This is a genomic window from Paracoccus sp. Arc7-R13, assembly GCF_004010775.1.
Classification (GTDB): domain Bacteria; phylum Pseudomonadota; class Alphaproteobacteria; order Rhodobacterales; family Rhodobacteraceae; genus Paracoccus; species Paracoccus marcusii.
Genome location: NZ_CP034810.1, coordinates 2,295,431 through 2,320,574, shown reverse-complemented (window position 1 = coordinate 2,320,574; position 25,144 = coordinate 2,295,431). Strand labels below are relative to the sequence as shown.

Genomic DNA, 25,144 nt, shown 5'->3' with positions numbered 1-25,144 from the left:
GCTGACCTGCGCCCGGTCCCTGGGGCCGCAGCGGTTGACCCTGTCCTGCCTGACCCTGGGTTGCCCCCTGACCCTGTGCGGGGCCCTGGGGGCCTTCCTGCGGTGCGGTGGCACCGGGGGGCGTGTTCCTGTGGGGACCGGAGTTGGAATCCTGGGCGGACATGCGCTTACCCCGCCTGCCTTGTTGATCTTGCTGGCGCCGTCATACATAAGCGCGCAGAACAGTTCCAGCACCGATCCGTTGCCAGGATCGTGAGCAGCGCAAACGCGCCCCCGGCGCCATCCGTGATCCGCATGTCCCAGTCCACCACGCCCCGACACGGCCCGCCCGCCGCCCCCCTGCCGCAGCGCAAGACCGCGGCGCAGGGCCCGCGCGTCCTCAAGGAGGTGCGAAAGCACCGCAGCTTCGCCAGCCTGCGCGCCATCACGGCGCTGATCCTGCGCGAGGTCCAGACCAGCAACGGTCGCGCCTCGGGGGGTATTTCTGGGCGGTCGCGGAACCTGCGGGCGGGATCATGCTGCTGACGCTGATCTTCTCGGTCACCTTCGCGCTGCCGCCGATCGGGACAAGCTTTGCGATGTTCTATGCCACCGGGATGGTGCCGTTCCTGGGATACATGGACATCTCGAACAAGGTCGCGTCCTCTGTGCGCTATTCGATGGCGCTTCTCAGCTATCCGGCGGTAACCTTCATGGACGCGCTGCTGGCACGGATCGCCTTCAACGCGATCACCCAGGTTATGGTGGCCACAGTGATCTTCACGGCGATCATGATGACGTCGGAGACCCGGACCGACCCGCAGATGGACCTGATCGCGATCGGCCTGGCGATGATGATCCTGACGGGTGCCGCCATCGGCGTCATGAACTGCTTCCTGTTCGAGGCGGTCAGTTGGTGGCAGCCCCTGTGGGCAATCTTCATGAAGCCGTTCTTCCTGCTCTCGTGCATCTTCTTCATGTTCGACGATGTGCCCCAGCCCTATCAGGACTGGCTGTGGTGGAACCCGCTGATCCATGTCATCGGACAGATGCGGCGGTCGTTCTATCCGCAATATGCCGGCGAATACGTCAGCTATACCTATGTCTTCGGGCTTGGCCTGGGGCTGTTCGCCTTGGGGTTAGCGCTGCTGGTCCGGTACCACCGCGACCTGCAGAACAGCTAGCCCCGCGGGTCGATCAGGCGCGCCAGGACCGCGGCCTGCGTGATGCGCCCGCCGCCCTGAACGGACAGGGCCGTGCGATCCGCCAAGAGGCCCATGACCGCGCGCACCGGCATGTCGCGGGGCACGGGCTCTCCCTCGGCGGTGCCGGGTTCGGCAACGTCTTCGGCTGTCAGCACGCCAAGCGGGTTCATGTGCGCCACGAAATCGGCGACATAATCGTTGATCGGATTGGCGATGATCTCTCTGGCCGTTCCGATCTGCACGATGCGTCCGCCCTCCATCAACGCGATGCGGTTGCCCAGCTTGAAGGCCTCGTCCAGGTCATGGCTGACGAAGATGATGGTCCGCCCGGTCTTGGCTTGCAGCTCCAGCAGTTCGTCCTGCAGCCGGGCGCGGATCAGCGGGTCCAGCGCACTGAACGGTTCGTCCATCAGCAGGATCGGCGCCTCGGTCGCAAAGGCGCGGGCCAGGCCGACGCGCTGCTGCATGCCGCCGGACAGCTCTCCGACCTTGCGGTCGGCCCATTCCGACAAGCCCACGGTCGCCAGATGGCCTTCGATCTTGCTGCGCCGTTCGGCCTGCGACATGCCCGCCAGTTCCAGCCCAAGGCCGACATTGTCGCGCACCGTGCGCCATGGCAGCAGGCCGAAGGCCTGGAACACCATCGCTACGTCGCGCAGGCGGATGTCGCGCAGCGCCCGGCTGCCGGCTGCGGTCACGCTGACCATCTGACCGCCGCGCTTGATGCGGACCTCGCCACGGCAGACGGGGTTCAACGCGTTCACCGCCCGCAGCAGCGTGGACTTGCCCGACCCCGACAGGCCCATCAGGACCAGGATCTCTCCATCGGCCACCGACAGGCTGCAATCGTGGACGCCCAGCACCTGCCCGGTTTCGGTCTTGATGGGGCCGCGGTCCAGACCCTCGTCCATCAGGGGCAGGGCGCGGTCGGGGTGGTCGCCGAAGACGATGCAGACCCGGTCGAATTCGACGGCGTTCATTTGCGGCCCTCCATGCGCAGCATCCGGTCCAGCAGGATGGCGACGACGACGATCACCATGCCCGATTCGAAGCCCAGTGCGGTGTTGACACTGTTCAGTGCCCGCACGACCGGCACCCCCAGGCCCGATGCACCGACCAGCGCGGCGATGACGACCATCGACAGCGACAGCATGATGGTCTGGTTCAGCCCGGCCATGATCTGGGGCAGGGCGCTTGGCAGTTCCACCTTCCACAGCAGCTGGCGGGGGGTGGCGCCGAACGCGGTCGCGGCCTCGACCAGTGCAGGCGGGGTCGTGGCGATGCCCAGTTGCGTCAGCCTGATCGGCGCGGGCAGCACGAAGATCACGGTGGCCAGCAGGCCCGGCACCATGCCGATGCCAAAGAACACGATGGCCGGGATCAGATAGACGAATGTCGGCAGCGTCTGCATCAAGTCCAGAACCGGGCGCATCCAGGCGTACAGCCGGGGCCGGTGCGCGCAGGCGATGCCGATGGGCACGCCCACCGCCATGCAGACGATGCAGGCCGACAGCACCAGCGTCAGCGACTGCAGCATTTCGGACCAGTAGCCCTGGTTCAGCACGAACAGCAGCCCGAACATCACCAGCAGGCAGGTGCCCAACCGCCGCTGCAGCGCCCAGGTCAGCGCCACGGCCAGCGCGATGAACAGGAACGGGTTCGGCGCCTCCAGCCCCGTCAGGATGGCGTCGATCAGCGCCTCCATCCCGGTCGAGATCGCATCAAACAGCCCGGCCGCATTGGCGTTCAGCCAGTCAAAGACCGTCTTTGCGGTCCGTCCCACGGGGATCTTGGTGTCGGTGACCCAATCGGTCAGCTGTTCCATGCCTGCACCCTCTATGACGTTGGGGGCCCCGGCGGCACAGCGCCGGGGCGGGGGGTCATTGCGCCAGCGCCTCGGTCAGCGCGGTCTGGGGGTCGTTGCCGTCGGCGGTGGTCACGTCGACCAGCCAGGGGGTGGCCGCGTCCGGGTTGGCCGCCAGCCAGTCGCGGGCGGCGTCCATCGGATCCTGACCGTCGTTCAGGATCGCGCCCATGACCTCGTTCTCCATGGTCAGGGTGAACTCAAGGTTGGTCAGGAACTTGCCCACGTTCGGACATTCCGCGACATAGCCCGCGCGGGTGTTGGTGCGAACCTCGGCGCCGCCAAGATCGGGGCCGAAGATCTCATCCCCACCGGTCAGATAGGTCATCTCGAACTGGGCGTTCATGGGGTGGGGCTCCCATCCCAGGAAGATCACCGGCTGATCGCTGTTGGTCGCGCGCTGGACCTGGGCCAGCATGCCCTGTTCGCTGGATTCGACGACCTCGAAGGTGCCCAGGTCGAACTTGTCCATCGCCACCATCTCAAGCAGCAGGCGGTTGCCGTCGTTGCCCGGCTCGATGCCATAGATCTTGCCGTCCAGCGCCTCGCTCTGCGCGGCGATGTCTGCGAAATCGGCGATCCCCAGGTCGGCACCGGCCTTGTTTGTGGCCAGCGTGTACTTCGCGCCGGTCAGGTTGGTGCGCACCGTGTCGACCATGCCCGCGTCGCGATAGGGGGCGATGTCGGCCTCCATCGTGGGCATCCAGTTGCCCAGGAACACGTCCACGTCGTCCGTGGACAGCGCCGTATAGGTCACCGGGACCGAGAGGATGCGTGTCTCGGTCTCGTATCCCAGGGCCTGCAGGACCGTCGACGCAATGGCCGTGGTCGCGGTGATGTCGGACCAGCCCACGTCGGAAAACACCACCTCTCGGCAGCTGTCGGGCTCCTGCGCGGCGGCGGGCAGCGCCAGCGCGGGCGTCATCGCAAGGACCGCGAGGATGCGGGAAAGGGTCATGATGGGCTCCCTGTTCTTGATTGTTCAGTCAATTAACGTTACATGGAAACGGCAACGCAACAGAAATCTTCCGCCGCAGGTGCAATCATGCCTAAACTCGGGGCCGAGCCTATCCGAAAAGCAGCGCTGATCAATGCCGCGATCTTCGAGGTGGGGCGCGCGGGGTCGCTGGACGTCACCGTCGCACAGATCGCCAAGCGTGCCGGCATGTCGCCGGCGTTGGCCCACCATTACTTTGGATCCAAGGACCAGATCTTCCTGGCGGCGATGCGGTATATCCTGCGCAGCTATGGGCAATCGGTCCATGACCGCCTGCCGGGGCGGGGTGCACGGGGGCGGTTGGATGCGATCATCCACGCCAGCTTTGCGCCCCAGAACTTTCAGCGGGAGACGGTCAGTGCGTGGCTCAATTTTTACGCACTTGCGCTGAACTCTCCCGAGGCCGCGCGCCTGTTGCGGGTCTATCACCGCCGGCTGCATTCGAACCTGATCGTGGCGCTGCGCGGCCTGACCGACCACCCCGAGCGCACCGCCGAGACATTGGGTGCGCTGATCGACGGCGTCTATCTGCGCGCGGTCCTGACCCCCGGTCCGACCGATGCCGACGTGGCGCTGAACACCATCATGACCTATCTGAAGGAGGCCCTTGCATGAGCCTTTCCGCACAACCCACCGCATCCCTGTTCATCGGCGGCAAGTCGGTCGAAGGGCAGGGTGCCGACCTGCCCGTCCGCTATGCGTTGACCGGCGAGACCATCGCGACGCTGAAGGAGGCATCGACCGACCAGGTGGCCCAGGCCTGCGCCGCCGCCAAGGCCGCCCAGCCCGCATGGGCCGCGATGGCGCCCGTCGAGCGGGGCCGCATTCTCGGCCGCGCGGCCGCGATCATCCTTGAGCGCAACGACGAACTGGCGCGCCTTGAGACCCTGGACACCGGCAAGCCGATCCAGGAGACGTTGGTGGCGGACTGGCCGTCGGGTGCCGCGGCACTGGAATATTTCGCGGGTCTGGCGGCGACGCTGACGGGCCAGATGATCCCCCTAGGGGCGGACTGGGCCTATACCCGCCGCGAGGCCCTGGGTGTCTGTGCAGGCATCGGGGCCTGGAACTATCCCAGCCAGATCGCCTGCTGGAAAGCCGCGCCGGCCTTGGTCATGGGCAACACCATGGTCTTCAAACCCTCCGAGGAAACGCCGCTAGGGGCCCTGAAACTGGCGGAAATCTTCATCGAGGCAGGGATGCCTCCGGGCGTGTTCAACGTGGTGCAGGGCCGGGGCGATGTCGGTGCCGCGCTGGTCACCGACCCCAACGTGGCCAAGGTGTCCCTGACCGGTTCGGTGCCCACCGGCCGCCGCGTCTATGCGGCCGCCGCGGAAGGAATGCGGCATGTCACGATGGAGCTGGGCGGCAAGTCGCCCCTGATCGTCTTCGATGACGCGAACCTTGAGGACGCGGTCAGCGCCGCGATCCTGGCGAACTTCTACAGCTCGGGGCAGATCTGCTCCAACGGAACGCGCGTCTTCCTGCAGGAGGGTATCAAGGAGGACTTCCTGGCCCGCCTGGCGGAGCGTGTGAAGGCCGTCCGCATGGGCGATCCGCTGGACCCGGACACCAATCACGGCCCGATCATCAATGCGGCCCAGGCCGACAAGATCCGCGCCGCCATCCGCGCCGGGCGTGACGCCGGGGCCCGGCTGGTCTGTGGCGGAGAGGGCGAGGGGCCGTTCATCCCGCCCACGGTCTTTGCCGATGCCACCGACGACATGACCATCGCGACGGACGAGATCTTCGGGCCCGTCCTGACTGCTCTCAGCTTTGCCGACGAGGACGAGGTGATCGCCCGTGCCAACGGCACCGGCTTTGGCCTGGCCGCGGGGGTCTTTACCCAGGACCTGTCCCGCGCCCATCGCGTGGTCGCTGCGCTGGAGGCCGGCACCTGCTGGATCAACACCTACAACCTGACGCCGGTCGAGATGCCCTTTGGCGGCGTCAAGCTGTCCGGTCTGGGCCGCGAGAACTCCGCCGCCGCGATCGAGCATTATAGCCAGCTGAAATCCGTCTATGTGGGCATGGGAGGCGTCGATGCACCCTACTGATCTTCCGAAAGCCGCCAAGGACGCGGATTATGTCATCATCGGCGCGGGCAGCGCCGGCTGTGCCCTGGCCTATCGCCTGACCGAGGCGGGACGCACCGTCACGCTGATCGAGTTCGGCGGCAGCGATGTCGGCCCCTTCATCCAGATGCCGGGCGCGCTGTCCTATCCGATGAACATGAGCCGTTATGACTGGGGCTTTGCCAGCCAACCGGAACCGCATCTGGGCGGGCGCAAGCTGGCGACGCCGCGCGGCAAGGTCATCGGCGGATCGTCGTCGATCAACGGCATGGTCTTCGTGCGCGGCAACCCCAAGGATTTCCAGCATTGGGCCGACAGCGGCGCCGCGGGCTGGGACTATGCGGGCGTCCTGCCGTATTTCAAGCGGATGGAGACCTGGCACGGCGGCATGTCGCCGGTGCGCGGCACCAGCGGGCCACTGCACATCACCCGCGGCAAGCGCAAGAACCCGTTGTTCAACACCTTCATCGAGGCGGGTCACCAGGCAGGATGGCCACGCACGGACGATTACAACGGCACCCAGCAGGAGGGTTTCGGCCCGATGGAGGCCACCATCTGGAAGGGCCGCCGCTGGTCCGCCGCCAATGCCTATCTGCGTCCCGCGAAAAAGACCGGCCTGCTGACCGTCGTGCGCGGTCTGGCGAACCGCATCCTGTTTCAAGGTAAGCGCGCCTATGGCGTTGAAATCGAACGCAACGGCAAGGTCGAGGCCGTTCTGGCGAACCGCGAGGTCATCATCTCGGCCAGCACCATCAACACGCCCAAGCTGCTGATGCTGTCGGGCATCGGGCCTGCGGATCACCTGCGCCAGCATGGCATCACGCCACTTGCGGATCGTCCCGGCGTCGGGGGCAACCTACAGGACCATCTTGAGATCTACATGCAGTACAAGTCGCTGAAGCCGGTGACGCTGTATACCTATTACAACCTGCTGGGCAAAGGCCGCGTGGGTGTCGAATGGCTGCTGCAGAAGACCGGCCTTGGCGCATCGAACCAGTTTGAGAGCTGCGGTTTCATCCGATCGTCGGATGCCAAGGACTATCCCGACATCCAGTATCACTTCCTGCCGTTGGCGGTCCGTTATGACGGGAAATCGGCGGCCAAGGGTCACGGGTTCCAGGCCCATGTGGGGCCGATGCGGTCGAAATCGCGCGGCACCATCCGGCTGGCATCGGGCGATCCGTCCGTGGCGCCCGAGATCCGCTTCAACTACATGTCCCAACCCGAGGATTGGGAGGAGTTTCGGGCATGCGTCCGCCATACGCGCCGCATCTTTGACGCCCCCGCGTTCAAGGAATACCGCGGCGACGAGATCCAGCCCGGCGATTCCGTGCAGACCGATGAACAGATCGACGCGTTCATCCGCGAACATGCGGAATCGGCCTATCATCCCTGCGGCACCGCCCGCATGGGTGCCGCCAGCGATCCCGACGCGGTCGTGGACCCCGAACTGCGCGTGATCGGGGTCGAGGGCTTGCGCGTCGCGGACAGCTCGATCTTTCCACGCATCACCAACGGCAACCTGAACGGCCCGTCGATCATGACGGGCGAAAAGGCCGCCGATCACATCCTGGGCCGCCAGATGCTGCGCGCCTGACAAAGAAAGGCCCGCAGCGATGCGGGCCGTTCCCTATGCCGCGTCGGCCTCTGCCTGACGCTTGGTGTAGTTGAGGACCGGGGCCAGCCAACGTTCGGCCTCGTCCAGGGTCCAGCCCTTGCGCGCAGCGTAATCGCGGGCCTGATCCTCCTCGATCTTGGCGACGCCGAAGTAATAGCTGTCGGGATGGCTGATATAGAGGCCCGAAACCGACGATCCCGGCCACATCGCCATGCTTTCCGTCAGTGTCACGCCGGTCGCAGCTTCCGCGTCCAGCAATTTGAAAAGCGTCAGCTTTTCGGTGTGGTCGGGTTGGGCCGGATAGCCCGGCGCGGGACGGATGCCGGTATAGGGTTCGGCCGCAAGTTCCTCGGGTGCAAAGCCCTCGTCCTTGGCATAGCCCCAATAGTCGCGCCGCACGCGTTCGTGCAGCAACTCGGCCATCGCCTCGGCGATGCGGTCGGCCAGCGCCTTGACCATGATCGCGCCGTAGTCGTCGTTGGCGCGTTCATAGCGTGCGGCGATCTCTGCCTCTTCGGGGCCTGCCGTGACGACGAAACCACCGACATGGTCGGGGATGCCTTCGGGTGCCACGAAGTCGGACAGGGCCACGTTGGGCCGGTCGCCACGCTTGGTGACCTGCTGGCGCAGCGTGTGAAGCATGGCCTGCGTCTCCGACCGATCGTCGCCGGTGAACAGGCGGATGTCGTCGCCGACCGCGTTCGCGGGCCAGAAACCGACCACGGCGCGCGGCTTGAACCATTGGCCGTCGATGATCCGGGCCAGCATCTCCTGCGCCTCGGCGAACAGCTGGCGGGCGGCCTCGCCCTGCTTTTCGTCGTCAAGGATGCGCGGATAGACGCCCTTCAGCTCCCAGGTCTGGAAGAACGGCGTCCAGTCGATATAGCGTGCGATCTGGGCCAGGTCCCAATCCTCGATCACCCGCGCGCCGGTGAAGGTCGGTGCGGTGGGCACATAGCCGCTCCAGTCGATCTTCAGCGCATTGTCGCGCGCCTTGGCCAGCGGCAGGCGCGATTTCGATGCCTCGGACCGCTCGTGCCGGTCGGCGACGGCGGCATAGTCGGCCCGGATCTCGTCGACATAGGCGGCCTTGCGGTCGGTCGACAGCAGGTTGGAGGCGACGCCCACGGCCCGGCTGGCGTCGGTCACATAGACCGCCTGGCCGCGCGTGTAGCGGGGCGAGATCTTGACCGCCGTGTGGATCTTGGATGTCGTGGCGCCACCGATCAGCAGGGGAATGTCCATCCCCTCGCGCTCCATCTCGGAGGCCAGGTGCACCATCTCGTCCAGGGACGGGGTGATCAGGCCGGACAGGCCGATGATGTCCACGTTCTCGTCGCGGGCGACCTGCAGGATCTTCTGCGCCGGGACCATCACGCCCAGGTCGATGACCTCGAAGTTGTTGCAAGCCAGCACGACGCCGACGATGTTCTTGCCGATGTCATGGACGTCGCCCTTGACGGTCGCCATCAGGATCTTGCCCGCGGTCTCGCGTTCTGTCCCGCCGGACAGGCGCTTTTCCTCCTCCATGTAGGGCAGAAGGACGGCCACGGCCTGCTTCATCACGCGGGCGGATTTCACCACCTGCGGCAGAAACATCTTGCCCGCGCCGAACAGGTCGCCCACCACGTTCATCCCCGCCATCAGCGGGCCTTCAATCACGTGCAGCGGACGTTCGGCGGCCTGCCGGGCTTCCTCGGTGTCGGCTTCGATATATTCGGTGATGCCGTTGACCAGCGCATGTTCCAGCCGCTTGTCCAGCGGCCATTCGCGCCAGGACAGATCCTTTTCGCGCTTGGCCCCCTGACCGTCGCCGCGGAACCGCTCGGCGATCTCCAGCAGGCGTTCGGTGCCGTCGGGGCGGCGGTTCAGGACGACATCCTCGCAGGCCTCGCGCAGATCGGGGTCGATCTGGTCATAGACGGCCAGCTGGCCCGCATTGACGATGCCCATGTCCATCCCCGCCTTGATGGCATGGTACAGGAACACGGCATGCATCGCCTCGCGCACCGGTTCGTTGCCGCGGAAGCTGAAGGACAGGTTCGACACGCCGCCCGACACATGCGCATGTGGCAGGTTCTGGCGGATCCATCGCGTCGCCTCGATGAAGTCGACGCCGTAGTTGTTGTGCTCCTCGATGCCCGTCGCCACGGCGAAGATGTTCGGGTCGAAGATGATGTCCTCGGGCGGAAAGCCGACCTCGTTCACCAGGATGTCGTAGGCGCGCTGGCAGATCTCAATCTTGCGGGCGGCGGTGTCGGCCTGGCCCTGCTCGTCGAAGGCCATGACCACGACCGCCGCGCCATAGGCCAGGCACAGTCGCGCCTGATGGCGGAACTGCTCCTCGCCCTCCTTCATGCTGATCGAGTTGACGACCGGCTTGCCCTGCACGCATTGCAGGCCCGCCTCGATCACCTCCCATTTGGAACTGTCGATCATGATCGGCACGCGGGCGATGTCGGGTTCGGCCGCCAGCAGGTTCAGGTATTCGACCATCGCGGCCTTTGAATCGATCAGGCCCTCGTCCATGTTGATGTCGATGATCTGGGCGCCGTTCTCGACCTGATCGCGGGCGACCTCCAGTGCGGTGGCATAGTCGCGCTCCTTGATCAGCTTTCGGAAACGCGCGGAGCCGGTGACGTTGGTGCGTTCGCCAACGTTCACGAAGGGGATGTCGGGCGTCAGGACAAAGGGCTCCAGCCCCGACAGGCGCAGGTAACGATCAGGCATAGGCGGGCATCTTTCTGGGGGCGAAGGGGGCCACGGCATCGGCGATGGCGCGGATATGATCGGGCGTGGTGCCGCAGCAGCCGCCAACCACGTTGACCAGCCCCGCGCGCGCGAATTCGGCGACCTGCGGGGCGGTGTCATGGGGGCCTTCGTCATACTGGCCGAAGGCGTTGGGCAGGCCGGCATTGGGATAGGCACAGATCAGCGTGTCGGCCACGCCCGACAGCTCAACCAGATGCGGCCGCATGGCCGAGGCGCCAAGCGCGCAGTTCAGGCCGATGGTCCAGGGGTTCGCATGGCGGACCGAATGCCAGAACGCAGTCGGCGTCTGGCCCGACAGGGTGCGCCCCGACGCGTCGGTGATCGTGCCCGAGATCATCATGGGAAGACGCTGGCCGTGTTCCTCCATCGCCTGGATGCAGGCAAAGATCGCGGCCTTGGCGTTCAGCGTGTCGAAGATCGTCTCGATCAGCAGGATGTCGGCACCGCCGGCGATCAGACCCTTGGCCTGCTGCAGATAGGCGGCGCGCAGGTCCTCGAACGTCACGGCGCGGTATCCGGGGTCGTTGACGTCCGGGCTCATCGAGGCTGTGCGGTTTGTCGGCCCGATGGCGCCTGCGACGAAACGGGCCCGCCCGTCTTGGGCCGTCGCGCGGTCCAGGGCACGGCGGACGACGCAGGCGCCCTCGACGTTCAAGTCGTGGACGGCCTCGCCCAGACCATAATCGGCCTGCGCAATGGTGGTCGCGGAAAATGTATTCGTCTCGACGATATCGGCGCCGGCCATCGCATAGCGGTAATGGATCTCCTCGACCGCCTCGGGCTGGGTCAGGATCAGCAGGTCGTTGTTGCCCTGCTGGGGGTGATCGGTGTGATGGCGGCAGACATGACCGGACCCGTGGCCCGTATAGTCGTCCTCTCCTAGGCCAAGGGCCTGGATCTGCGTGCCCATCGCGCCGTCCAGGATCAGGATGCGTTCGGATGCGGCCTTGTTCAGGGCCGCAAAGGCGGGGGATGGGGGCAGGGACATGGGATCAGGCCTTTCGGTTTCAGCCCGTGATATAGGCGTTCCGCGTCCCATCGGCAAATTCATAGTATTCGACAAGATCATGAGCGCGGCGCATGGTCAGACCGGAACGCCGCCTTCGTCCTTGAGCGTCTTCAGAACGATTTCGGAGCGGACCTGCGCCACCTGCGGGTGTGGCAGCAGGTGGCGATGGACGAAGTCGGCAAAGGCTTCCAAGTCGCGGGCGCGCACGTCCAGAACGTAATCGGCATCGCCGGACACCGAGAAAGCCTGCCGGATCATCGGCTGTGCCGCCACGAAGCGGGCGAATTCGTCCTCGCGCCCTTGGCCATGGCCGCGCAGGTTGACGCGGATCACCGCCCGGAACCCGTGCCCCAGTTTAGCGGCCGACAGCCGCGCGGCATAGCCCTCGATCACGCCGGCCTCCTCCAGGGCCGCGCGCCTGCGCGAGATCTGGCTGGCGGACAGCCCCACGACCTGTGCCAAAGCGGCGTTGCTGAGGGCCCCGTCGCGCTGCAGGGCAGCCAGGATTGCACTTTCAAACCGGTCCATGCATCACCCGTGCGTCATTCGCGCCATCGATGCGCGTTTCGTGCAATTTTGACCGCTTGGCGATCCTCTTTGCAAGCACATTGCAGCGGCCCGCGCGCATCATGGTGGCAACATGCAGGAGGAATGCCATGGGACCCTTTCCCCACGATGCCCCCAAGGCCAAGATCAGTGCCGCCAACCCCGCGGGAACGGACGGGTTCGAGTTTGTCGAATACGCCCATCCGGACCCGGCCGTGCTGGACCGCATCTTCCGGCAGATGGGGTTCGCCCCCGTGGCGACCCACAAGACCAAGGCGATCACGCTCTATCGCCAGGGCGACATCAACTATCTGCTGAATGCCGAGGCGGACAGCCATGCAGCCGGCTTTGTCGCGGAACACGGCCCCTGCGCGCCGGCCATGGCGTGGCGGGTGGTGGACGCGCAGGTCGCCCTGAAGCGCGCGCTGGAGCTTGGCGCCACCGAATATACCGGCCCTGGCAAGTCGATCGAGGCACCGGCTGTCCTGGGGATCGGCGGGTCGCTTTTGTATTTCATCGACCGCTATGGGGACGCGGGCAGTGCCTATGACGCGGATTACGATTGGATCGGCGAGACAGACCCGCGCCCCGAAGGGTTCGGCTTCTTCTATCTGGATCACCTGACCCACAACGTGATCCGCGGCAACATGGACACGTGGTACAAGTTCTATCACGACACGTTCAACTTCCGCGAGATCCGCTTCTTCGACATCAAGGGCAAGCAGACCGGTCTGGTCAGCCGCGCCCTGACATCGCCCTGCGGCAAGATCCGCATCCCGATCAACGAGAGCACCGACGATCACAGCCAGATCGAGGAATATCTGCGCGAGTACAAGGGCGAGGGCATCCAGCACATCGCCATCGCCTCGAACGACATCTATGCCGGAACCGACCGCATTGCCGAGGCCGGGATGGAGTTCATGCCGGGCCCCCCCGACACCTATTACGAGATGTCGCACCGCCGCGTGAAGGACCATGACGAACCGCTGGACCGCATGAAGGCGCGCGGCATCCTGATCGACGGCGAAGGCGTCGTGGGTGGCGGAGAGACACGCATCCTGCTGCAGATCTTCTCGAAGACGGTGATCGGGCCGATCTTCTTCGAGTTCATCCAGCGCAAGGGCGACGACGGGTTCGGAGAGGGCAATTTCCGCGCCCTGTTCGAGTCCATCGAGGAAGACCAGATCCGGCGCGGCGTTCTCGACGCCACCCCGGCCGAGTAGGGAGGAGCGGCGCGGCGGCGGGGAGGCCGCCGCGCCGATGATCATGGCCTGGACCGATTACAGCAGCGCCCCGGCGCCCGGAACGCGCGTCTGCGCGGCGACCCGGATCACCGGCGTCCATCCGCTGACCGTCACGACCGACCGAGGGTCGTTCCCGATGATCGTGCTGCGCGACGGCGACGTGCTGCGTGCCTATGTGAACGCCTGTCCGCATCATTACCTGCCGCTGGATTACCGCGGCGATACGCTGCTTTCGGCGGATGGGTTGCGGCTGCTGTGCACCGCACATGGCGCAAGCTTCGACAAGTCGACCGGCAGCGTCGTGGCCGGTGCGGAATGCGGGCTGGATGCGGTCCCGATCATGCAGCAGGGCGACCACATCGTGATCGCCCCCTGACAGGTTTCATGCGCGGTCCCTGACCGGAATCAGAAGCCGGCCTTGATCTTCTCGAACTCGGCCAACTGGCGCTGACGCAGTTCGGGGTCATTCGGGGTCTGGGCCAGGACGGGTGCGTCGATCTCGGCCAGACCTTCGGCGACGGCGGGTTCGTCGGCGATGGTCGCCATGGCCGCGGCCGAGGTATGGCCATAACCGATCGTGTCCAGCAGCGCCTTGGCGGCCGACGGTTCCAGCCAGGCGTTGATGAAGTCATAGGCCTTGTCTTCGCTGCCCGGACCGTCCTTGACGTTCACGTAGCCGCAGAAGAAGGTCGACGACCCTTCGGCCGGCTCACGCTGAAAGCCCACCGGATAGTTGTCGGCCTGCAGATAGACGACACCGTCGTTCCACGACCAGGCCACGTCAACAGCACCCGACGCCATCAGCTGTGCCTGCTCGGACGGGTCGGCCCAGTAGGCCGCGACATTGACATGCGCCTCGCGCAGCCAGGCGGCGGCGGCCTGGAACTGTTCGTCGGTCACCTCGGACCAGTCGGTCACGCCGGTCGCCAGATAGGCCAGCGCCCAGACATCATCCGAACTGTCGGGCAGCGAGGTGCGGCCCTGATATTTTGGGTTGGTGAAGACGCCAAGGCTGGCCACGTCCTCGGCAGGCACGGTTTCGGTGTTATAGGCGATGGCGGTGGCGCCCCAGTCGGTGGGGATGAACCACACGCCCTGATCGTCGCGGAACACCTCGCTGTCCAGGAACCGCTCCTCGATCTGCTCGAAGTTCGGGATGCGCGACGTGTCCCAGGGCTCGATCAGGCCGGCATCGCGGTACTTGCCGACCATCTGGCTGCAGGGATGGATCACGTCCGCCTTGAAACCCGACGCGACCTTCTGGAACGCTTCGTCGTCATCGCCGTAGAAGGCATAGGTCGGGCTGTCGCCATGCTTGTCCACATAGGCCTGAAAGATCGAAGGCTCCTCGAACCCGGCCCAATCGAAAACCGTCAGTTCGCGGTCGGCGGCATAGGCGGGCAGGGCCGCCGCGGCCAGGATGGTGGTGGTCAGCAAGCGCATGAAAACTGGCCTCTCTGTTGTCGGATTTGCGACAACGCTAAGGCGGGCTGCGGGCGCACGCAAGGGTTTCGCGCGCCCGTGATGGGCCTGTGTGCCTAGCGCATCCGCAACGCGCCGTCGACGCGGATCGTCTCTCCGTTCAGATAGTCGTTCTGGACGATGAAGGCGCAGGTCCGCGCGAATTCGGTCGGATCGCCAAGCCGCTTGGGATAGGTCACCTCGGCCGCCAGGCTGTCCTGCACGTCCGCGGGCAGGCCCTTGAGCATGGGCGTGCCAAAGATGCCGGGTGCGATGGCGCAGACCCGGATGCCTTGTCCCGCCAGATCGCGCGCCAGCGGCAGCGTCATGCCCGCGATGCCGGCCTTGGAGGCGGCATAGGCGGCCTGGCCCTTCTGCCCGTCAAAGGCGGCGATGGACGCGGTGTTCACGATCACGCCGTTCTGGGCACGCCCGTTCGCGGCCATGCGTTCGGCGGCCAGGCGCAGCACGTTGAAGCTGCCGATCAGGTTGACCTCGATCGTGCGGCGAAAGCTGTCCAGCCGGTGCGGACCGTCGCGGCCCAGGGTCTTTTCGCCCACCACCACGCCCGCGCAGTTCACGCAGACATCGATGCCCCCCATCCGCGCCACGGCGTGATCCAGCGCCGCCGTCACGCTGGCCTCGTCGGTGACGTCGGTCACGGCATAATGCGCGCCGATGGCGGATGCGGCTTCGGCCCCCGCCGGGTCGCGGTCCAGCACGGTGACCTGCGCCCCCATGTCGCGGAAATGCGCCGCGGTGGCGGCGCCCAGGCCCGATGCGCCCCCGGTCACGACGGCGCGGCAGTTTGACAGATCCATGATCCCCTCCCAGGATGTTCCGGTCGGGTTCTGGCACGTGGGCGCGCGCGCGCCAAGATCAGTCGCGCAGCAGTTCCGGCCCGCCGGCGATCAGGGGGTCGCGCGTTCCGATGGCCGCCGGATCCTTGCCCGCGTAATCGACCGCGCCCAGAATGGTTTGGATCGCGGCGATCCGGGCGCGGCGCTTGTCGTCCGACCGGATCACGGTCCAGGGCGCGATCGGCGAATGGGACGCCGCCAGCGTGTCGCGGATCGCCACGGTATAGTCGTCCCACCGGGCCAGCCCGTCCACGTCGATGCCGCTCAGCTTCCACTGCTTCAACGGGTCCCTTTCGCGGTCCAAGAAACGCCGCAGCTGTTCGGCGCGGCCCACGTTGAGCCACAGCTTGACCAGGATGATCCCGTCGTCGACCAGCATCTGTTCGAACCCCGGCAGCTGGCGAAAGAACGCCGCGCGCTGCGTGTCGGTCGAAAAGCCGAAGACCCGTTCGACCACGCCGCGGTTGTACCAGCTGCGGTCGAACAGGGCGATCTCTCCGGCGCCGGGCAGCCAGTCGACATAGCGCTGGAAATACCACTGGCCCGCCTCGCGCTCGTTCGGCTTGGGCAGGGCCACGATGCTGGCCGACCGGGGGTTCAGGTTTTCGCGCACGCGCTCGATCGTGCCGCCCTTGCCGGCGGCGTCGCGCCCCTCGAACAGGACCACCAGCCGCTTTCCGCTGTCGATCACGTCATGCATCATGCGAACCAGCTGCATCTGCAATGCAGCCATCTGCGGTTCGTATTCGGCCTTGGGCATCTCTGCGCTGTAGGGGAAGTCCGGGTCCAGGATGTCCTTGGACGACGCCTTCTGAACCGCCTTGCGGATCGGCGCGGGGGCCTCGTCCTGCAGATAGGCGGTGATCTTGCCCACCAGGGGCAGGTCCGGCAGTTCGGCGCCCATGTGCTCAGCCCTCTCCGATGCGCGACATGTCGTACCATGTCGTCTGATAGATCTCGTTGATCCAGTTACCGTAGAGCAGGTGCGCATGGCTGCGCCAGCGGTTCGCGGGCGCCCGCGTCGGGTCGTCGCCGGGATAATAGTTGGCGGGCACGTTCACCGGTTTCCCCGCCGCGACGTCCCGGTCGTATTCCTCCTTGAGGGTGGTGCTGTCATATTCGAAATGGTTGAAGACATAGAGGGCGCGGTGCCCCGGATCGGCCAGCAGGCAGGGCCCGACATCGGCGCTGGCCAGCAGGGTGGTCAGCGCCGGGCGGGCGTCCACGTCGTCCTGACGCACCTCGGTCCAGCGGCTGACCGGGACCAGCACCTCGTCCGAGAACCCGCGCAGATAGGGCGAGGCCGGCGCCAGATTGGTGTGCCGGAAACAGCCGAACGCCTTGGCCGGCAGGGGATGCTTGGGCAGGCCATGGAAATGCGCCGCCATCGCCATGCCGCCCCAGCAGACCCCGAAGGTCGAATGCACATGGGTCTGCGTCCAGGCAAAGACGCGGGTCAGTTCGTCCCAATAGGTCACGTCCTCGAACGGCAGATGCTCGATCGGAGCGCCGGTGATGACCAGGCCGTCGAACTTCTCTCCGCTGGCCTCGACGTCGCGGAACGGTCGATAGAAGCTTTCCATGTGGTCGGCGGCGGTGTTCCGGCTCTCATGGTCCGACATGCGGATCAGCTGAAAGTCGATCTGCAGCGGCGTGGCGCCGATCAGCCGGGCGAACTGGTTCTCGGTCTGGATCTTCTTGGGCATCAGGTTCAGCAGCGCGATGCGCAGGGGACGGATGTCCTGGGTCGCGGCGCGGCCCGGCGACATGACCATCACCCCTTCTTGGGACAGGATGCGATAGGCGGGCAGGCTTTCGTTCAACGTGATGGGCATGTCAGCTATCCTTGCGCGCGATGGCGGTCGCGATCAGGTCGGTGAAATCGTCAGGGGTGCGGATCTGCGCCACCTCCTCGGCCAGGATGGTGACGCCGCGCCGGGCCATCGCCTCATAGCGCGGCTGGCGATGGGCCAGCGCCCGGGCATAGGTCCAGCGGATGAAGTCATCGGGATTCACCTGGTCCGCCTCCAGGCCCTTTTCCACGCGATAGGCGATCCAGGCGCGTTCCAGGAACTGCGGCTGGTAATACATCGGCTTCGGCGCGCGGTCGAAGCGGCGGACCAGTTCGGCGGTATGCGCGTCGCTGCCCTTGATCCAGACCAGCAGCAGGTCGCGCGACAGAGCGGTCAGGACCCGGTCGTCGGGATTGTCCGGATCCACGACCTCGCAGATCGAGCCGCCGCTGTCGCAGACGAAATGCGGCGTGCCATAGATGTCGCCGGCGCGGTCCATGAAATGGCGGGTGTCCAGAAGCGAGGCGATCTCGGCCCTGCGATGCTGGTCCTGGCGCTGGCAATAGGCGTCGAAGGGCAGCCCCCCGCGCGACGGGCTGCCGGGCTTGCCCAGATAGGTGGACAGCGGTGCCAGGTTGTCGAAGGTGATGTTGCTGGCGATATGTACGCTGTCAGACATCAGCAGTTCGCGCAGAAACGGCACCTTCATCGCCTCGCGCTTGAAGTTGTCGGCGATGTATTCACCCATGTAGCGCGTGCCGATCCGGTAATCGACGCTGTAGTGGAACCAGTCGCCCGTGTCCCGCAGCATCGAGGCCAGATAGGTCTTGCCCAGGCCGGACATGCCGAACAGCACGACCCGCTTGCCCGCGGCGGCCCGCCATTCATCCGCGCTGCCATAGATCATCCAATGCCCTTTCCCTGCTCGGCCCCTAGGTAATCGCATGCATGCGGCATGGAAAGAGGCCGACCGCACGGGCGTACCACGCCGCGTCGCGCAGGACCCTCTGCGTCCCGCGCAGGCCGGGGGGCCAGCCCCCCGGACCCCCCGCCGTCGCGGCATTCCGCCAGTTCGTTGCGCATCGTCGGCCTGGCCCCCGCGCAGGGGCGTTTGGACGATGTCGCCGCCCACCACTACAGGGCTGACGTCCAACGAAAAACGGCCCTGTCGCGGAGACAGGGCCGATCGGTGATGAAGAACGGTCAGGCGGCGATCAGAAGCTGTAGCCGATGCGGATGCCGATCCCCAGCAGATCGCTGTCTTCCATCTGTGCACGGGGTTCGCCGCCGGTCTGGGGACGCGCGTCGCCCAGCTTGGAGTAGTTGATCCCCGTGGTGATCTTCATGTTGTCCATGGTGTAGACGGCGGCCAATGTCAGCCCGAGGCGCCCGTTGGTCGGCGCCAGAGGCGAGACCAGATCGTCGTTCTCGGGCTCGTAGACCAGCGCTGCGGAGCCGGACCATGTCTCGTTGAACTTGCGGCCGACGCCGAGCGTATAGGTCGTCGTGTCCTCCAGCGACACGAGGCCGTCCGTGACGTTGAAGCCCAGCGGATCCGTCGCGGTGGGTGCGCGGGAGAAGATGCGCGGGTTCACGGTGAACTCCGACCAGTTGACCCAGCGGATGCTGCCGAAGACCAGCGTGTCCGCAGCGACGCCGGTCTGCGCTTCGAGGGTCAGCGATTCCGGGGTGTCGACGGTCGTGGTGGAACGTCCCAGGATGGTGCCGTTCACGCTCTCGACCGTGTCGAACTGATGTTCGACCTTGGAGTTGTAGGTCAGCGAGACACGACCCGCGATGTCCGGAATCTCATAGGCTGCACCGACCACGAAGCCGACGCCCCAGTCCTGGTCCAGCTGCACGTTGTAGCCGCTGATCGGACCATAGGCCGCGCCGCTCAGCGTCACTTCGGCATCGGCGCGCGAGCCGCGCAGGCCGCCATGGAAGGACAGGTTATTGGGCAGCTTGTAGCGCATCAGGGCGGTGACGGTCGTCGAATCGACGCGCGCGCGGGTGCCGCCCAGCAGGAACGATCCCCCGTCGGCGGCAGGGGTGTAGGTCACGTCCGCGCCGAAGGGCTGTTCGATGATCAATGCGGCCGACAGCGCGTCGTTGAACTGGTGCTTGTAGCCCAGGCCAACGAACCCATAGCCGTTTGCCACGTCACCCGTATCACGCTGCGGGATCGGTGCGCCCACGGGGGGGCTGTCCGGGCCTTCGACGGTCGGGTCGGCGCCGCCGAAGCTGAGTTCCGCGTAATTGCCCTGTTCGAACAGGATGTTCAGTGACTGGGGCGCGCGTTCGATCCCCCCGGCCAGCAATGGCGCGGTTCCCGCCAGCAGCGCGGCCATGCTCGTGATTGCGAATTTCATGTCATCCTCCCTCGGTCGGGCGAACCGCCCCCGGAACCCACCGTAGCGCACGAACGTTATCGATCAATTACCCAAACACGCTGACGTGACGTCCGCGTCATGTCTGCCCGTATGCCGTGTCGTCCGTGCAACGCCTGCGTGCGGGCTGGACAAAGCGGACAGGGCGTGAAAGGGGAAACTGCCAAACGAGATTGCCGCAAGGACACCCCCCATGCAGATTCGTGAGGCCCTCACATTCGACGACGTTCTTCTGGTTCCGGCAGCATCGACGGTGCTTCCCTCGACCGCTGACGTGACAACCCATGTCACCCGGTCGATCCGGATGAACATTCCGCTGCTGTCATCCGCCATGGACACGGTCACCGAAAGCCGCATGGCCATCGCGATGGCGCAGGCCGGCGGCATGGGCGTGATCCACCGCAACCTTACGACCGAGCAGCAGGCCGACGAGGTCCGCCGCGTCAAGCGGTTCGAGAGCGGCATCGTCTACAACCCGATCACCCTGACGCCGGACCAGACCCTGGCCGATGCCAAGGCGCTGCAGGACCGATACAACGTCACCGGTTTTCCGGTCGTCGATGCGGACGGGCGCGTGCTGGGGATCGTGACCAACCGCGACATGCGGTTCGCCAGCGACATGCGCACCCCGGTGCGAGCCATGATGTCGTCGGACAACCTGGCCATCCTGCGCGAACCGGCCGACCGGGCCGAGGCGATCAGCCTGATGAAGGCGCGCCGGATCGAAAAGCTGCTGGTCACCGACGGGTCGGGCAAGCTGACCGGCCTTCTGACGCTGAAGGATACCGAAAAGGCCGTGCTGAACCCGCAGGCCTGCAAGGACGACCTGGGTCGCCTGCGCGTGGCCGCAGCCTCCACCGTGGGCGACGAGGGCTTCGAGCGCAGCTGCGCGTTGATCGAGGCCGGCGTGGACATGGTCGTGATCGACACGGCCCACGGCCATTCCGCAGGCGTCGCGCGCGCGGTCGAACGGGTCAAGGCGTTCCGCGAGGGCGTGCAGGTGGTTGCCGGCAACGTCGCCACGACCGAGGCCACGCGCGCGCTGATCGGCGCGGGCGCGGACGCGGTCAAGGTCGGCATCGGGCCGGGCTCGATCTGCACCACGCGGATCGTGGCGGGCGTGGGCGTGCCGCAACTGACCGCGATCATGGATGCCGTGGCCGGTGCGGGCGACATCCCGATCATCGCTGACGGCGGGATCAAGTTCAGCGGCGATTTCGCCAAGGCCATCGCCGCGGGCGCCAGCTGCGCCATGGTCGGCAGCGCGATCGCCGGCACCGACGAAAGCCCCGGAGAGGTGATCCTGTACCAGGGCCGCAGCTTCAAGTCCTATCGCGGAATGGGCTCGCTGGGCGCGATGGCGCGCGGATCGGCCGACCGCTATTTCCAGAAGGACGCGGCCAGCGACAAGCTGGTCCCCGAGGGGATCGAGGGGCAGGTGCCCTACAAGGGGACGGCCAACGCCGTGGTGCACCAGCTGGTCGGCGGCCTGCGCGCCGCGATGGGCTATACCGGCTGCGCCACCGTCGCCGAGATGCGCACCAACTGCCAGTTCGTCCGCATCACCGGGGCAGGGCTGAAGGAAAGCCACGTCCACGACGTGCAGATCACGCGCGAAAGCCCGAACTACCGTCTGGGCTGAACATCGGCATCACAGCGAAAAGGCGGCCCCCGCAAGGGGGCCGCCTTTGTCATGGTCGGTCGGGGCGCACGGATGCGCCCCTGCCGGATCAGGCCGCGATGTCGAAGCGGTCGGCGTTCATCACCTTGACCCAGGCGGCGACGAAATCACGGACGAACTTCTCGGCGTTGTCGTCCTGAGCATAGACCTCGGCATAGCTGCGCAGGATCGAGTTCGAGCCCACGGTCACGTCCACGCGCGACGCCTGCCAGCGGACGGCGTCAGTCTTGCGGTCGCGGATCTCATAGACCTCGGCGTCGCCTTGGGCCTTGGTCCAGCGGTTGGCCATGTCCGTCAGGTTGACGAAGAAGTCCTGCGTCAGCGCGCCTTCACGGTCGGTCAGCACACCCAGCTTGGACCCGCCATGGTTGGCACCGATCACCCGCAGCCCGCCCAGAAGGACGGTCATCTCGGCCGCGGTCAGGCCCAGCAGCTGCGCACGATCCAGCAGCAGCTCCTCGGCGTTGACGGCGAAATCGGCCTTCAGCCAGTTGCGGAACCCGTCATGCACCGGCTCCAGCGCGTCGAAGGATGCCGCGTCGGTCTGCTCATCGGTCGCGTCGCCGCGGCCGGGGGCAAAGGGCACGGTAATCGCGTGGCCCGCCGCCTGCGCGGCCTTCTCGATGCCGACATTTCCGGCCAGCACGATGACATCGGCCAAGGGTACGCCGGCCTCATCGGCGATGGGCTGCAGGACGGACAGGACGCGGGCCAGGCGCGCGGGTTCGTTGCCGGCCCAGTCCTTCTGCGGGGCCAGACGGATGCGGGCGCCGTTGGCACCGCCGCGCAGGTCGGACCCGCGGAAGGTCCGCGCGCTGTCCCAGGCCGTCGCCACCATCTCGGCCACGGTCAGTTCGGTCGCCGCGATCCGCGCCTTGAGGCCCTCGACGTCGTAATCGGTCCGGCCGGCGGGAACCGGGTCCTGCCAGATCAGGTCCTCGGACGGCACGTCGGGGCCGACATAGCGTGCCTTGGGACCCATGTCGCGGTGGGTCAGCTTGAACCAGGCGCGGGCGAAGGCGTCGTCGAAGCTGGCCGGATCGGCGATGAACTTCTCGCAGATGGCGCGATAGACGGGGTCCACCTTCATCGCCATGTCCGCGTCGGTCATGATCGGCATGGTCCGGATCGACGGATCCTCGACATCGGCGGGCATGTCCTCGGGCTTGATGTCCACGGGCTCCCACTGCCAGGCGCCTGCGGGCGACTTGCGCAGCTCCCACTCATGGCCGAACAGCATGTCGAAATAGCCCATGTCCCACTTGGTGGGGTTGCTGGTCCAGGCGCCCTCGATGCCGCTGACCATCTGGTCGCGGCCGATGCCGCGGCGGCCTTCCTGCGCGTTCCAGCCCAGGCCCTGCTCGTGCAGCGCCGCGCCTTCGGGCTCGGCCCCCATGTTCTCGGCCCGGCCGTTGCCGTGGCTCTTGCCGATGGTGTGGCCGCCAGCGGTCAGGGCGACGGTCTCCTCGTCGTTCATGGCCATCCGGGCAAAGGTCTCGCGGATGTGCTGGGCGGTGGCTGCCGGGTCGGGTTGACCGTTCACGCCCTCGGGGTTCACGTAGATCAGGCCCATCTGCACGGCGGCCAGCGGGTTCTCCATCGTGTCGGGCTTGGTCACGTCCGCATAGCGGCTTTCAGACCCCTCCAGGAACTCCTTTTCGGCGCCCCAGTAGATGTCCTTCTCGGGATGCCAGATGTCCTCGCGGCCAAAGGCGAAGCCGAAGGTCTTCAGACCCGCCTGCTCATAGGCGATGGTCCCGGCCAGCACGATCAGGTCGGCCCAGCTGATCTTGTTGCCGTACTTCTTTTTGATCGGCCACAGCAGGCGGCGACCCTTGTCGGTGTTGTTGTTGTCGGGCCAGCTGTTCAGCGGCGCGAAACGCTGGTTGCCGGTGCCCGCACCGCCCCGACCGTCGCCAAGGCGATAGGACCCCGCCGCGTGCCAGGTGACGCGCGCGAACATGCCGACATAGCTGCCCCAGTCGGCGGGCCACCACTCCTGGCTGTCGGTCATCAGGGCGCGGATGTCGTTCTTCAGCGCCTCGACGTCCAGCGACTTCAGCTGTTCGCGATAGTTGAAATCGGGGCCAAGCGGATTCGTCTTGCGGTCATGCTGGTGCAGGATGTCGAAGTTCAGCGCACTGGGCCACCAGTCGGTGTTCGACGCTGCGGTCGAGGTATGGCTGCCATGCATCATCGGGCATTTGCCGGCGCTGTTCATCGGGTTGCCGTCCATCATCATCTCCATCTTGCGGGCCATGCGGGCGATCCGGCGGCATGCCGCGGACCGGTCGCATCGCGGGCGATTCGTCATGGCCGGACAGTAGCTTGGTCAACGCATCAGGTAAATTTCGATTATCTGATCGACACCGTCAGGAATGCTGATGGGGCTGGCCCGGTCCCGTGTCATCATGATAGGCAAATGACCTGACAGATCAGCCAAGGGCACCCATGACCCATCACACCCTTTTCGGACGGGCGACATCGTGACGCCCGCCGCCCGCATCAGCGCCGCCATCACCGTTCTGGACCAGATCCTTGCCGGCAGCCCCGCGGAACAGGTGCTGTTGCGCTGGTCGCGTGCCAGCCGCTTTGCGGGGTCGGGCGACAGGGCCGCTCTGCGCGATCTGGTCTTCGGTGCCCTGCGGCAGCGCGACAGTCTTGCCGCCTTGGGCGGTGGTCTGACGGGGCGGGGCCTGATGATCGGCCATGTCCGCCAATCCGGTCCGTCGCTGGACGCGATCTTCACCGGAGAAGGCCACGCACCGGCCCCCCTGACGGGGGCCGAGGCCGCCGTGGTTCCCCCCGACCCGCTGCCCGACGACCTGCCCGACTGGTTGCGCCCGGCCTGGCGGCAGGCCCTGGGCGATCAGGCCGATGCCGTGGCGCTGGCCATGACGCAGCGTGCGCCGGTCTGGCTGCGCGTGAACGGGTCGCGCGCGACGCCCGAGCAGGCGGCGGCGGTGCTGGCCGCCGACGGGATCACGGTCGAGGCCGCGCCCCAGCTTGCATCGGCCCTGCGGGTCGTGACGGGCGACCGCCTGGTCGCGCGGTCCAGCGCCTATCTGGACGGCCTGGTCGAGCTGCAGGACCTGTCGCCGCAGATGGCCTGCGCGCGGCTGCCATTGGCGCCCGGCCTGCGGGTCCTGGACTATTGCGCGGGGGGCGGCGGCAAGGCGCTGGCCCTGGCCGCGCGGCAGCCGGGCATTCAGGTGTCCGCCCATGACGTGGCCCCGGCCCGCATGGCCGATCTGCCCGCCCGTGCCGCCCGCGCGGGGGCCAAGGTCCAGATCCAGACGCAGCCGCGCGGAACGTTCGACCTGGTGGTCGCCGACGTTCCCTGTTCAGGATCAGGGACATGGCGGCGGACGCCCGACGCGAAATGGCGTCTAACCGCGGCGCAGTTGAGGGACCTCGTAGCGCTGCAGGCCCGCATCCTGGATCAGGTGGCGGCACTGGTCGCGCCCGGCGGTCTGCTGGCCTACATGACCTGTTCCGTTCTTGAGGCCGAGAACGGCGATCAGGTGGACGCGTTCCTGTCGCGCCATCCCGGTTTCCAGCGCGTCGACCAGCACGCATGGACACCCCTGACCGGGGGCGACGGGTTCTTTCTGGCCCAGCTGCGACAGGGTTAACGCAAATTTAAACAA

The 25,144-nt window shown here is 66.4% G+C and carries 23 protein-coding genes; 9 read left to right on the top strand and 14 right to left on the bottom strand.

What is annotated here, in order from left to right; all coding sequences use genetic code 11:
- Nucleotides 1-285: 285 nt before the first annotated feature.
- Together EOJ32_RS20430 and EOJ32_RS11545 are read left to right on the top strand one after the other, a co-directional pair.
- Nucleotides 286-525: a hypothetical protein gene (locus tag EOJ32_RS20430; RefSeq protein WP_240542418.1), complete on the top strand. Its 240-nt coding sequence runs from the start codon at nucleotides 286-288 to the stop codon at nucleotides 523-525.
- On the top strand, nucleotides 516-1,163 hold the full coding sequence (locus tag EOJ32_RS11545; protein ID WP_240542417.1) for an ABC transporter permease: 648 nt from the start codon (nucleotides 516-518) through the stop codon (nucleotides 1,161-1,163). The genes EOJ32_RS20430 and EOJ32_RS11545 overlap by 10 nt, the downstream gene beginning before the upstream one ends.
- On the opposite strand, the gene choV is transcribed toward EOJ32_RS11545, so the two are convergent.
- Genes choV through choX form a run of 3 tightly spaced genes read right to left on the bottom strand, consistent with a single transcriptional unit; the run spans nucleotide 1,160 to nucleotide 4,006 of the window.
- Nucleotides 1,160-2,164: a choline ABC transporter ATP-binding protein gene (gene choV, locus EOJ32_RS11540; RefSeq protein WP_127898653.1), complete on the bottom strand. Its 1,005-nt coding sequence runs from the start codon at nucleotides 2,162-2,164 to the stop codon at nucleotides 1,160-1,162. The genes EOJ32_RS11545 and choV overlap by 4 nt on opposite strands.
- On the bottom strand, nucleotides 2,161-3,009 hold the full coding sequence (gene choW / locus EOJ32_RS11535) for a choline ABC transporter permease subunit (RefSeq protein WP_045981250.1): 849 nt from the start codon (nucleotides 3,007-3,009) through the stop codon (nucleotides 2,161-2,163). The genes choV and choW overlap by 4 nt, the downstream gene beginning before the upstream one ends.
- 55 nt (nucleotides 3,010-3,064) lie before the next feature.
- Nucleotides 3,065-4,006, bottom strand: a complete 942-nt coding sequence (choX, locus tag EOJ32_RS11530) for a choline ABC transporter substrate-binding protein (protein WP_127898652.1) — start codon at nucleotides 4,004-4,006, stop codon at nucleotides 3,065-3,067.
- A gap of 87 nt (nucleotides 4,007-4,093) precedes the next feature.
- Between choX and betI the strand changes: the two genes are divergently transcribed.
- Genes betI through betA form a run of 3 tightly spaced genes read left to right on the top strand, consistent with a single transcriptional unit; the run spans nucleotide 4,094 to nucleotide 7,717 of the window.
- On the top strand, nucleotides 4,094-4,660 hold the full coding sequence (gene betI / locus EOJ32_RS11525; RefSeq protein WP_045981248.1) for a transcriptional regulator BetI: 567 nt from the start codon (nucleotides 4,094-4,096) through the stop codon (nucleotides 4,658-4,660).
- Complete coding sequence (gene betB, locus EOJ32_RS11520) at nucleotides 4,657-6,102, top strand: betaine-aldehyde dehydrogenase (protein WP_127898651.1); 1,446 nt, start codon at nucleotides 4,657-4,659, stop codon at nucleotides 6,100-6,102. Before betI ends, betB begins: the two co-directional genes overlap by 4 nt.
- Entirely contained in the window at nucleotides 6,089-7,717 is a 1,629-nt protein-coding gene (gene betA / locus EOJ32_RS11515) for a choline dehydrogenase (protein ID WP_127898650.1), read from the top strand. Before betB ends, betA begins: the two co-directional genes overlap by 14 nt.
- A 33-nt stretch (nucleotides 7,718-7,750) precedes the next feature.
- Here betA and metH read toward each other — a convergent pair whose 3' ends face one another.
- The 4 genes from metH to EOJ32_RS20150 form a co-directional block, all read right to left on the bottom strand.
- Nucleotides 7,751-10,468, bottom strand: coding sequence for a methionine synthase (gene metH, locus EOJ32_RS11510; RefSeq protein WP_127898649.1), 2,718 nt, complete (start codon nucleotides 10,466-10,468; stop codon nucleotides 7,751-7,753).
- Nucleotides 10,461-11,498: a homocysteine S-methyltransferase family protein gene (locus EOJ32_RS11505; RefSeq protein WP_164871435.1), complete on the bottom strand. Its 1,038-nt coding sequence runs from the start codon at nucleotides 11,496-11,498 to the stop codon at nucleotides 10,461-10,463. Before EOJ32_RS11505 ends, metH begins: the two co-directional genes overlap by 8 nt.
- A gap of 96 nt (nucleotides 11,499-11,594) precedes the next feature.
- Nucleotides 11,595-12,047, bottom strand: coding sequence for an Lrp/AsnC family transcriptional regulator (locus EOJ32_RS11500; protein WP_127898647.1), 453 nt, complete (start codon nucleotides 12,045-12,047; stop codon nucleotides 11,595-11,597).
- Nucleotides 12,034-12,177, bottom strand: coding sequence for a hypothetical protein (locus tag EOJ32_RS20150; RefSeq protein ID WP_164871434.1), 144 nt, complete (start codon nucleotides 12,175-12,177; stop codon nucleotides 12,034-12,036). Before EOJ32_RS20150 ends, EOJ32_RS11500 begins: the two co-directional genes overlap by 14 nt.
- Between EOJ32_RS20150 and hppD the strand changes: the two genes are divergently transcribed.
- Nucleotides 12,176-13,288, top strand: coding sequence for a 4-hydroxyphenylpyruvate dioxygenase (gene hppD / locus EOJ32_RS11495; RefSeq protein WP_127898646.1), 1,113 nt, complete (start codon nucleotides 12,176-12,178; stop codon nucleotides 13,286-13,288). The genes EOJ32_RS20150 and hppD overlap by 2 nt on opposite strands.
- A gap of 37 nt (nucleotides 13,289-13,325) precedes the next feature.
- Complete coding sequence (locus tag EOJ32_RS11490) at nucleotides 13,326-13,685, top strand: Rieske 2Fe-2S domain-containing protein (RefSeq protein WP_240542416.1); 360 nt, start codon at nucleotides 13,326-13,328, stop codon at nucleotides 13,683-13,685.
- A 29-nt stretch (nucleotides 13,686-13,714) separates the two neighbouring features.
- Here EOJ32_RS11490 and EOJ32_RS11485 read toward each other — a convergent pair whose 3' ends face one another.
- The 6 genes from EOJ32_RS11485 to EOJ32_RS11460 form a co-directional block, all read right to left on the bottom strand.
- Nucleotides 13,715-14,752, bottom strand: coding sequence for an ABC transporter substrate-binding protein (locus tag EOJ32_RS11485; protein WP_045981241.1), 1,038 nt, complete (start codon nucleotides 14,750-14,752; stop codon nucleotides 13,715-13,717).
- Nucleotides 14,753-14,847: 95 nt separating this feature from the next.
- On the bottom strand, nucleotides 14,848-15,591 hold the full coding sequence (locus EOJ32_RS11480) for an SDR family NAD(P)-dependent oxidoreductase (protein ID WP_127898645.1): 744 nt from the start codon (nucleotides 15,589-15,591) through the stop codon (nucleotides 14,848-14,850).
- Nucleotides 15,592-15,649: 58 nt separating this feature from the next.
- Complete coding sequence (gene ppk2, locus EOJ32_RS11475; RefSeq protein ID WP_127898644.1) at nucleotides 15,650-16,534, bottom strand: polyphosphate kinase 2; 885 nt, start codon at nucleotides 16,532-16,534, stop codon at nucleotides 15,650-15,652.
- 4 nt (nucleotides 16,535-16,538) lie between these two features.
- On the bottom strand, nucleotides 16,539-17,465 hold the full coding sequence (metA, locus tag EOJ32_RS11470) for a homoserine O-succinyltransferase (protein WP_045981238.1): 927 nt from the start codon (nucleotides 17,463-17,465) through the stop codon (nucleotides 16,539-16,541).
- A 1-nt stretch (nucleotide 17,466) separates the two neighbouring features.
- The gene (locus tag EOJ32_RS11465) at nucleotides 17,467-18,330 is read right to left on the bottom strand and encodes an ATPase (protein WP_127898643.1); all 864 of its coding nucleotides are present in this window, start codon (nucleotides 18,328-18,330) and stop codon (nucleotides 17,467-17,469) included.
- A gap of 307 nt (nucleotides 18,331-18,637) precedes the next feature.
- The gene (locus EOJ32_RS11460; protein ID WP_045981236.1) at nucleotides 18,638-19,795 is read right to left on the bottom strand and encodes an outer membrane protein transport protein; all 1,158 of its coding nucleotides are present in this window, start codon (nucleotides 19,793-19,795) and stop codon (nucleotides 18,638-18,640) included.
- A gap of 211 nt (nucleotides 19,796-20,006) precedes the next feature.
- Here EOJ32_RS11460 and guaB point away from each other — a divergent pair, with 211 nt between their 5' ends.
- On the top strand, nucleotides 20,007-21,455 hold the full coding sequence (guaB, locus tag EOJ32_RS11455) for an IMP dehydrogenase (RefSeq protein ID WP_045981235.1): 1,449 nt from the start codon (nucleotides 20,007-20,009) through the stop codon (nucleotides 21,453-21,455).
- Between the two features lie 88 nt (nucleotides 21,456-21,543).
- Here the strand turns inward: guaB and katG are convergent, their stop codons facing one another.
- Nucleotides 21,544-23,730: a catalase/peroxidase HPI gene (katG, locus tag EOJ32_RS11450; protein ID WP_127899374.1), complete on the bottom strand. Its 2,187-nt coding sequence runs from the start codon at nucleotides 23,728-23,730 to the stop codon at nucleotides 21,544-21,546.
- Nucleotides 23,731-23,980: 250 nt separating this feature from the next.
- Between katG and EOJ32_RS11445 the strand changes: the two genes are divergently transcribed.
- Nucleotides 23,981-25,129 carry an RsmB/NOP family class I SAM-dependent RNA methyltransferase gene (locus tag EOJ32_RS11445; RefSeq protein ID WP_127898642.1) on the top strand — a complete coding sequence of 383 codons (1,149 nt, stop codon included), beginning with the start codon at nucleotides 23,981-23,983 and terminating at the stop codon, nucleotides 25,127-25,129.
- The last annotated feature ends 15 nt before the right edge of the window (nucleotides 25,130-25,144 follow it).

What these genes read in the sequence shown, in the direction of transcription:
- choV (WP_127898653.1), bottom strand. Translation starts at nt 2,164, where the DNA reads ATGAACGCCGTCGAATTCGACCGGGTCTGCATCGTCTTCGGCGACCAC.
- EOJ32_RS11505 (WP_164871435.1), bottom strand. Translation starts at nt 11,498, where the DNA reads ATGTCCCTGCCCCCATCCCCCGCCTTTGCGGCCCTGAACAAGGCCGCA.
- betA (WP_127898650.1), top strand. Translation starts at nt 6,089, where the DNA reads ATGCACCCTACTGATCTTCCGAAAGCCGCCAAGGACGCGGATTATGTC.
- katG (WP_127899374.1), bottom strand. Translation starts at nt 23,730, where the DNA reads ATGGACGGCAACCCGATGAACAGCGCCGGCAAATGCCCGATGATGCAT.
- choW (WP_045981250.1), bottom strand. Translation starts at nt 3,009, where the DNA reads ATGGAACAGCTGACCGATTGGGTCACCGACACCAAGATCCCCGTGGGA.
- EOJ32_RS11485 (WP_045981241.1), bottom strand. Translation starts at nt 14,752, where the DNA reads ATGCGCTTGCTGACCACCACCATCCTGGCCGCGGCGGCCCTGCCCGCC.
- EOJ32_RS20150 (WP_164871434.1), bottom strand. Translation starts at nt 12,177, where the DNA reads ATGGCATTCCTCCTGCATGTTGCCACCATGATGCGCGCGGGCCGCTGC.
- ppk2 (WP_127898644.1), bottom strand. Translation starts at nt 16,534, where the DNA reads ATGGGCGCCGAACTGCCGGACCTGCCCCTGGTGGGCAAGATCACCGCC.
- guaB (WP_045981235.1), top strand. Translation starts at nt 20,007, where the DNA reads ATGCAGATTCGTGAGGCCCTCACATTCGACGACGTTCTTCTGGTTCCG.
- EOJ32_RS11490 (WP_240542416.1), top strand. Translation starts at nt 13,326, where the DNA reads ATGATCATGGCCTGGACCGATTACAGCAGCGCCCCGGCGCCCGGAACG.
- EOJ32_RS11545 (WP_240542417.1), top strand. Translation starts at nt 516, where the DNA reads ATGCTGCTGACGCTGATCTTCTCGGTCACCTTCGCGCTGCCGCCGATC.
- EOJ32_RS11480 (WP_127898645.1), bottom strand. Translation starts at nt 15,591, where the DNA reads ATGGATCTGTCAAACTGCCGCGCCGTCGTGACCGGGGGCGCATCGGGC.
- EOJ32_RS11460 (WP_045981236.1), bottom strand. Translation starts at nt 19,795, where the DNA reads ATGAAATTCGCAATCACGAGCATGGCCGCGCTGCTGGCGGGAACCGCG.
- choX (WP_127898652.1), bottom strand. Translation starts at nt 4,006, where the DNA reads ATGACCCTTTCCCGCATCCTCGCGGTCCTTGCGATGACGCCCGCGCTG.
- metH (WP_127898649.1), bottom strand. Translation starts at nt 10,468, where the DNA reads ATGCCTGATCGTTACCTGCGCCTGTCGGGGCTGGAGCCCTTTGTCCTG.
- hppD (WP_127898646.1), top strand. Translation starts at nt 12,176, where the DNA reads ATGGGACCCTTTCCCCACGATGCCCCCAAGGCCAAGATCAGTGCCGCC.
- betI (WP_045981248.1), top strand. Translation starts at nt 4,094, where the DNA reads ATGCCTAAACTCGGGGCCGAGCCTATCCGAAAAGCAGCGCTGATCAAT.
- EOJ32_RS11465 (WP_127898643.1), bottom strand. Translation starts at nt 18,330, where the DNA reads ATGATCTATGGCAGCGCGGATGAATGGCGGGCCGCCGCGGGCAAGCGG.
- EOJ32_RS11500 (WP_127898647.1), bottom strand. Translation starts at nt 12,047, where the DNA reads ATGGACCGGTTTGAAAGTGCAATCCTGGCTGCCCTGCAGCGCGACGGG.
- betB (WP_127898651.1), top strand. Translation starts at nt 4,657, where the DNA reads ATGAGCCTTTCCGCACAACCCACCGCATCCCTGTTCATCGGCGGCAAG.
- metA (WP_045981238.1), bottom strand. Translation starts at nt 17,465, where the DNA reads ATGCCCATCACGTTGAACGAAAGCCTGCCCGCCTATCGCATCCTGTCC.